The following is a 6789-nucleotide window of genomic DNA, read 5'->3' as shown; positions in this document are numbered from 1 at the left end:
AACATGTTCCTGGTACGTGTGGAGGAGGACGGACACTTCACGGTCGAGGCAGCCAATCCGGCGCAGCTCGACATCGTCGGCCGTGAGTGCCTGGGCCAGCCGCTTTCGGCCTTTATGCCGGCTGCTTCGGCCGAGGCGATCTATGCGCGCTACCGCGAATGTGTGGCGCGGGATGAGCCGATACGCTATGAGGAGCATGCCGCCTTCTTCGACGAGCATGGCAACGAGCAGTACGGCTACTGGTTGACGCTGATCGTGCCGCTGCACAATGCTGCCGACGACCCGCAGCGCGTCACCCATCTGTTCGGCATCGCCCAGAACGTGACCGAGCTGCATCAGGCCCGGGATGCGTTGGAGCGCCACAACCAGGCGCTGGAAGCACGCGTGGAGCAGCGTACCGCTGAACTGCAGCATGTCAATCGCGAGCTTACGCTGCTCAACGGCCAGCTTGAGGAGATGGCAACTCGTGACTTCCTTACCGGCTGCTACAACCGCCGCCATATCGAGGCCCTGGGCCAGCGCGAGATCGATCGGGCACGGCGCTATGGCACTTCGCTCAGCGTGTTGATGATCGACCTCGACGCCTTCAAGCAGGTCAACGATACCCAAGGCCACGCCGCAGGGGATGCCGTGCTCAAGCGTGTTGCCGCGAGCCTGCAGGGCGCGCTGCGCGATAGCGACCTGCTTGGGCGTTTCGGCGGCGATGAATTTCTGGTCCTGCTTCCCGAGAGCGGCAGCGACGACGCCCGCGCCACCGCCGAGCGACTGCAGCAGCGGGCGCGCGAGCTGGCCGCCGTCTCGATCAGTGTAGGGATTGCCACTCTACGCCCCGACGACGACAGCCTGGACAGCCTTGCCGCCCGCGCCGACCAGCAGCTACTCGCTGCCAAGCGGGAGCACCATCGAGAGGCGTCTGGCTGAAGTGTTCGATGCAGTGCATGGCGCGAGGGGAGATCACCAGTATCGCAGCCAATGAGCCCTGCTTGACCCACGAGCCGAATCGGCTGATAATTCGGCTCATATAGTGAGCCGAATAATGCAGTCATTCGGCTCATGCCGTCAGCAAGGTGCCGCCATGGATACTTCCACCACGCCGCCAACCTGGATCTGGCAGCAGCCCGACTGGCCCGCTTTCCACTGGCGAGCCGCCGTGATTCAGCCTCGCCTTCAGGAAGCCTGGCGATCTCTAGGGATGCTGCTGGGCAGGGTGGGCTCTCTCCCCGCCGACGATGATCCGGCGGTCACGCTGGATACCCTGTTGCAGAACATCACTACCTCCTCGGCCATCGAGGGAGAGCGCTTGAATGCCGCCACGGTGCGCTCCTCCCTGGCACGACGTCTCGGCGTGGACAATGGGGGCGCGGCTGTGTCATCGCGTTCGGAAGGCCTGGCTGACATGATGATGGATGCCATCGGCTCGCCCGATACAGCCTTGACCCGCGAGCGGCTCTTCCAGTGGCATCGCTGGTTGTTCCCCGATGCCGAAGCATCGCTGGTCAGGCTGCGGGGCGGAGAGTGGCGGGGCGAGGAACCGATGCAGGTCGTCTCCGGCCGTCTCGACAAGCCCAGGGTGCATTTCGAAGCCCCGCCTCGCACAGCGCTGGATGACGAAATGGCCGCCTTCCTGGCGTGGTTCGACGCGAGCCGCAATGACCCGACCCTGGACCCCCTGCTGCGTGCCGGTATTGCCCACTTCTGGTTCGTTACCCTGCACCCCTTCGAGGACGGTAACGGCCGCCTGGCCCGTGCCATAACCGACCGGGCTTTGGCCCAGGCTGATCGGCAGAGCATCCGCCTCTACACCATGTCCGCGGCGATCCTGGCCGAGCGGCAGCACTACTACCGGGTGCTCGAAGCCAGCCAGCGCGGCACCACCGATCTCAGTGACTGGCTGGCCTGGTTTCTCGATATTCTGCTGAAGACTCTGGGCGATGCTCTGGCGGGCATCGAGCGCACCCTGGACAAGACACACTTCTGGCAGCGATTCGCCGATGCCGGCCTGCTACCGGAGCAGATCAAAGTGCTTAACCGGTTGCTGGATGGCGGAGAGCAAGGCTTGGAGGATGGCATCAGCGCTGCCCAGTACCAGAGGGTCGCCGAGGTCAGCAAGGCTACCGCTACTCGCCACCTCTCCGACCTGCTGGCCAAGGGCTGCCTGGAGAAACTGCCCGGGGGAGGGCGCAGCACGCGCTACCGAGTCGTGGATGCCAGCCCTACCTGCCCCGACGGCTCTCGTTGACGCCATCCGCAAGCCAGGCCTCGTCAAGCACCTACTACTCGGCTCCAGAAGCGCATGGTGCGCAGGGCGCCTGCACCAACACTCACTCCACCAATCGCAGTTCGAGCACGTGTCGAATTCGCTCACCGTCCCACTCATAGCCAAGGTGGCGACCCTGCCATGTCGCTGACAAAACGGGCGGACGAAGCACCGCGGCACACTCACCCTCCGGATCACGAACGCTTGGGTAGACAATCCCATCGGCATGGGTCTCCCAGCCTTGCGACCGAAAGCTTGGCCGGCTGTCCAGTCATCCGGGTCCAACAGATGGGCGGCGCCGGGAGGGTTTCCGCGCAAGTCGAAGAGTTCGCCCTCAAGGTTTGCCAGGTAGACCCGCTGATGGAGCTGCATGGGCGGTTGCTGAGATTCGCGCATGAAGCGCTCGGCGTGATAGCGGGTTTCCGCGATGGCCGTGGCCTCGCTCAAGGCGCTGTAGTAGGCACCAAAGGTGCCATCGGTGAACCGGGAGCCCTGCTCGCTGAGGTAACAGAACGCCGCCATGACCGGTGACCAGCCGGGCCCGTATCGGCGGTCTTCCTCTCGCACCAGGTGAATTTCCCCAGCCTGCTCGCGCAGACGCGCCGAGGTCTCTCCCTCTAGCTCCTGGAGCAGGTCCCAGTCGTCAGGTGTCGCCACTCGCTCGAACAAGTCGATGGGAGGGAACCGCGAAGGAATGATTCGGTAGCAGGGCCGCCAGCAGACGGGCGACAGGGGAAACGTCATGCATGGCCCCCGCCTCGGGCGGTATCCAGGTGCTGGCGGACCACATAGAGATCCTGCACCAGGCCGCTGCGCAGCCGCTCCAGCGGTGTTTGGCCGGCGAACAGGGGGTTACGGTTAGGCCGGCGCAACCAGGCGTCCGCGGCGTCGGCTCGCGGCAGCAGGATCTGGAGGGCCTTGTAGATCCCCAGGATCAGCGACATGCGCTCAAGCTGATTGACGTCGAGACGAGCCGCCGTGGGCTGCTTGCGCCAGCGCCGATAGGTCGACTCAGGCACGCCGAGGAGCAAGGCGGCTTCCTGTTCTTTCAGCCCCCAGTCGTGGGCGATATTGGGATACGTACGCATCGCCGCGGCGCTCATCTGCTGGCGCTTTTCGACGGGTAGCTGGGGCAGGGCCATGATGACCTCCTTCGCCAAATGGCGGTTTTAAATCATTATCGCTCAAATGGCGATGATCCGCCAATGGCCGGTGTGAGTGCCGAAAGCCTCAGCGCCAGCAGTGCCGCGGCAATCTATCCTTCGAGCAGCCCTGGGCAGCCGCCCATGCTAGGCTAAGCCATGGACAGCCATAGTGATCAGCTTGCCGAAGGCTCGACGTTACTGAGGTAGCGCAAGATGAACAGAACCAAGACATTACAGCTGTTGCGAGAACACCTGCCGTCGCTATCCAGCGAGTATGGCGTGACCTCGCTGGCGCTTTTTGGCTCCATGTCGCGCGATGAAGCTCGCGACGACAGCGATATCGATATCCTGGTGAGCTTCGACGGCCCGGCGACGTCGGCCCGTTATTTCGGGGTGCAGTTCTACCTGGAGGATCTGCTGGGCCATCCGGTAGACCTGGTGACCGACAAGGCGCTATGTCCCGAGCTGCGGCCCCATGTTGAGCGTGAGGCAGTGCGTGTCTGATTCTCCCGAAGCTATTCGCCGCGGTTCCTGTCCGCCTAACCGGCATCGAGTGAGAACATGACGGATCGCCTGACACCATCAGCTGTGTTGAAGAAGCTGCAAGACCATAAGGGCGTGCCCTTCGCCGAGGTCTTCCGGCACGGTTCGCTTCAGGTCGAGATCTACAAGCCGGAAGGCGTGGATCATCAAACCCCGCACACCAGAGACGAGGTGTACGTCGTTATCTCCGGCTCCGGCCAGTTCATCAACGGCGAAACCCGACAGCCCTTCGAGGCGGGTGAAGTGCTGTTCGTGCCCGCGGGCGTCGTTCATCGCTTCGAGGACTTCACCGACGACTTTGCGACGTGGGTGTTCTTCTACGGCCCAGAGGGTGGCGAAGCGGATTCCGATAGCCCCTGACCTAGCCATCCGATATTCCGCGTGCCTCGGATACCCGGCCCACCAGCCGCACCTGCCGGTGGAGCGATTCTGGATACCTTCTCTCCTGCCCGGCCCCCCCTTAGGTGTTTTGTGGCCGGGCAGGAGAGGTGGTATCTAAATCATGCGCTTGGTTGATGCCCTGCGAATCCCAAGCGAGGCAACACATATTGCAAAATCTTGGGCATCGTATAGATGGGTAACTGCGACAAGGCGAAGACGAACGTGATGGTGGGGGATATAGAGAGTCCTAACATGGACCATAGCAAGCCCACGTTGCGGTTACCTGCCGTAAGGCCAATGGTGACCTTAGCATACCGATTTCCTACGAAGAGCGTACCACAGGCGATCTGCATAAAGAAATTAACGCCATATACGAATGCAATAATTCCAATGGCTAGCATCGGGTTTTCTAAAATCATAGCTTGTATGCCACTCATTGTGCCGCATGCAAAGATGAAGAGTGAGAGGATGACAACACCATCAATGGCAAGGCCATGATCGTAAACCAGTGAAGGATAAATCTTGCGGATGAGGAGGGCAGTTACCTCGGCGGCAACAAGTAAAATCGTTAATCGTAAGGCGAGTTTATAAGGGTCGATGGATACACCAAGGTCATCGGCAAAAATATGCAATATTAGAGGGCCTGTTAGCGGAACCATTGCCATGGAGCACAAAGTCGCCACTAGGGCTGTCGTGGGGTCGAGGCCTAGCATTCGTGCGACGGCCGAGTTGCCGCTCGATGGTGGGCATGCAGTCGCTAAAGCAATAGCCAGCGCCAGCTCGCTATTCCCAGTTACATATTTTGTGAACATCCCGATCACATAAGGGCATGCTACGACAAAAATCAACGGGAATATGACTGATACCTGAAGGTTCTTTGCTGACTTTAAGATTTCTGAATTATCAACCCTTAGCAGGGTGCCTACTAAAAATATAAAAACCATGACCGGCATGGCTGGACGGAGAAGGTCCGCCAGACTGGGTATCAAAAGCCCACTAATGCAGCCAAAAGCTAATACAGTCGGTCCTTTACTTGTTATCCACATTAACATATTGCGCATTTTACATTCCTTTATAAATCATGCGCTGCTGGAGTACATGGTGTGTTGGCGCTGCTCCACTATGGAAGGGGTGGTCTCTGGAGGCGGTGTGTTCTTTGATTGACGAATCATCAGCTTGCCATCGATTAACACTGATGTGACGCTGGGCAAGTCGCCAATTTTCAGACTTCCTAAAACAGTTTTTTCAGCGCCCCCCAAGGGGGCGCTGAAAATGACCAAATCAGCTTCTTTGCCAACGTCTACCAGACCACTATTTAACTTGCGAACCCTTGCAGTATTGCCTGTAGCGAAGCATACAGCAATCTCGGGGGCTATATCGCCAAAACTACTGAGCAATGCGATGGTTCTGAGTATTCCGAGCGCAGGAACTCCGCAACCCGCAGGCGCGTCTGTACCGAGAACGATACGATCAAGTTGACCCATTTCTTTAGCATAGTTTAAGGTTAGCAGTGCGGCAAACTCGTTACCGTTATGGACGATCTCAAGGGCGCCTAAACATGCCTCACAAAGGCAGCGTATTTGGTCACGAGGAAGAGCAGTATAGCCACCATTTATATGGCCGACTATATCGGGCGCAATCTCAAGAATATCGTCAGCACTCATTCTTTTCGATGCAGGTATGGATGGGCCGCCCGTATGCGTGATAGATGTCATGCCATGCTTGCGCGCCATGCTTACTAGTTCAGCCGCCTTTCTTGTGGACTTCACAGGGCCGATACCGACCTCACCTAAGTGTTTGATTCCCTCGGCTGCCAGCTCGCTAAAATCTTCATCTGTTAGCTCTTCGTTTAGGAGAGGAGAGCCAGCTAGCATTTTAATTCCTGATGGCCTTGCGTTCGCAAAAGAGCGTTGTGCTGCAATAGCCATTGCCTTGATACCTGCGCGATCTGTCGGCAACCCAGGCACATGAACCTCTCCAGCTGAAATTGCCGTTGTGACGCCTCCTTGAAGACAGTGCCAGATCCAATCATGATTTCCAGACCGGGGGCTATATTCACCAAATGTCGGGTGAGTATGGTTATCTATAAGGCCTGGCATCACAGTAGCCTGTTTGGCATCGATTTCCAGATCAGCGGAGCTGATATCGAGATTCTTGGAAAATCCAATATGGGATATAAATCCATCATGACAGACGATTGTGTCAGCATCGATGGTTGGGCGTTTGATATCTCCTGAAAGAAGAGTTCCAATATTATGGATTACGCTTTTATAGGTTGTCATTTTTTTCTGTTTCATTCTACCACCTTTGTTTCTAACTCTATCTGATATGTTGAGGTTGAATAGGAGCTTGGATCGTACACACGATCGCCATGGCGAAAGAAAGAGCGAAAATTCCAGAGGCTGTTTTTTACAAAAACTCGGTGCACCCATCTATACGGATTGCCGCTTTTATCTTGAGCAG

Annotated in this window: 7 protein-coding genes and 1 pseudogene; 4 read left to right on the top strand and 4 right to left on the bottom strand. The window is 58.0% G+C overall.

What is annotated here, in order from left to right:
• Positions 1 to 921 (top strand): GGDEF domain-containing protein (locus Q427_RS15925; RefSeq protein ID WP_043515696.1); only part of this gene is annotated, 921 nt, incomplete at its 5' end.
• 154 nt (positions 922 to 1075) lie between these two features.
• Positions 1076 to 2239 (top strand): Fic family protein, encoded by a 1164-nt coding sequence (locus Q427_RS15920; protein ID WP_043515694.1) that lies wholly within the window; start codon positions 1076 to 1078, stop codon positions 2237 to 2239.
• An 82-nt stretch (positions 2240 to 2321) separates the two neighbouring features.
• Here Q427_RS15920 and Q427_RS36345 read toward each other — a convergent pair.
• Together Q427_RS36345 and Q427_RS15910 are read right to left on the bottom strand one after the other, a co-directional pair.
• Positions 2322 to 2779 (bottom strand): annotated as a pseudogene (locus tag Q427_RS36345) (RES family NAD+ phosphorylase).
• Positions 2780 to 2997: 218 nt separating this feature from the next.
• A complete protein-coding gene (locus tag Q427_RS15910) occupies positions 2998 to 3399 on the bottom strand; it encodes an MbcA/ParS/Xre antitoxin family protein (protein WP_043515691.1) in 402 nt (133 codons plus the stop codon).
• A gap of 216 nt (positions 3400 to 3615) precedes the next feature.
• Here Q427_RS15910 and Q427_RS15905 point away from each other — a divergent pair, with 216 nt between their 5' ends.
• Positions 3616 to 3906, top strand: a complete 291-nt coding sequence (locus Q427_RS15905; protein ID WP_043515689.1) for a nucleotidyltransferase family protein — start codon at positions 3616 to 3618, stop codon at positions 3904 to 3906.
• Positions 3907 to 3963: 57 nt separating this feature from the next.
• Positions 3964 to 4305 (top strand): cupin domain-containing protein, encoded by a 342-nt coding sequence (locus tag Q427_RS15900; protein ID WP_043515687.1) that lies wholly within the window; start codon positions 3964 to 3966, stop codon positions 4303 to 4305.
• Positions 4306 to 4445: 140 nt separating this feature from the next.
• On the opposite strand, the gene Q427_RS15895 is transcribed toward Q427_RS15900, so the two are convergent.
• Positions 4446 to 5387 (bottom strand): membrane protein, encoded by a 942-nt coding sequence (locus tag Q427_RS15895; protein ID WP_043515685.1) that lies wholly within the window; start codon positions 5385 to 5387, stop codon positions 4446 to 4448.
• Positions 5388 to 5405: 18 nt separating this feature from the next.
• Complete coding sequence (locus Q427_RS15890) at positions 5406 to 6623, bottom strand: amidohydrolase family protein (protein ID WP_043515684.1); 1218 nt, start codon at positions 6621 to 6623, stop codon at positions 5406 to 5408.
• Positions 6624 to 6789: the final 166 nt, after the last annotated feature.

Source organism: Halomonas sp. BC04, assembly GCF_000568385.1.
Note: the sequence above shows the minus strand (reverse complement) of the source record. Positions and strands in the feature narration are given on the sequence as shown.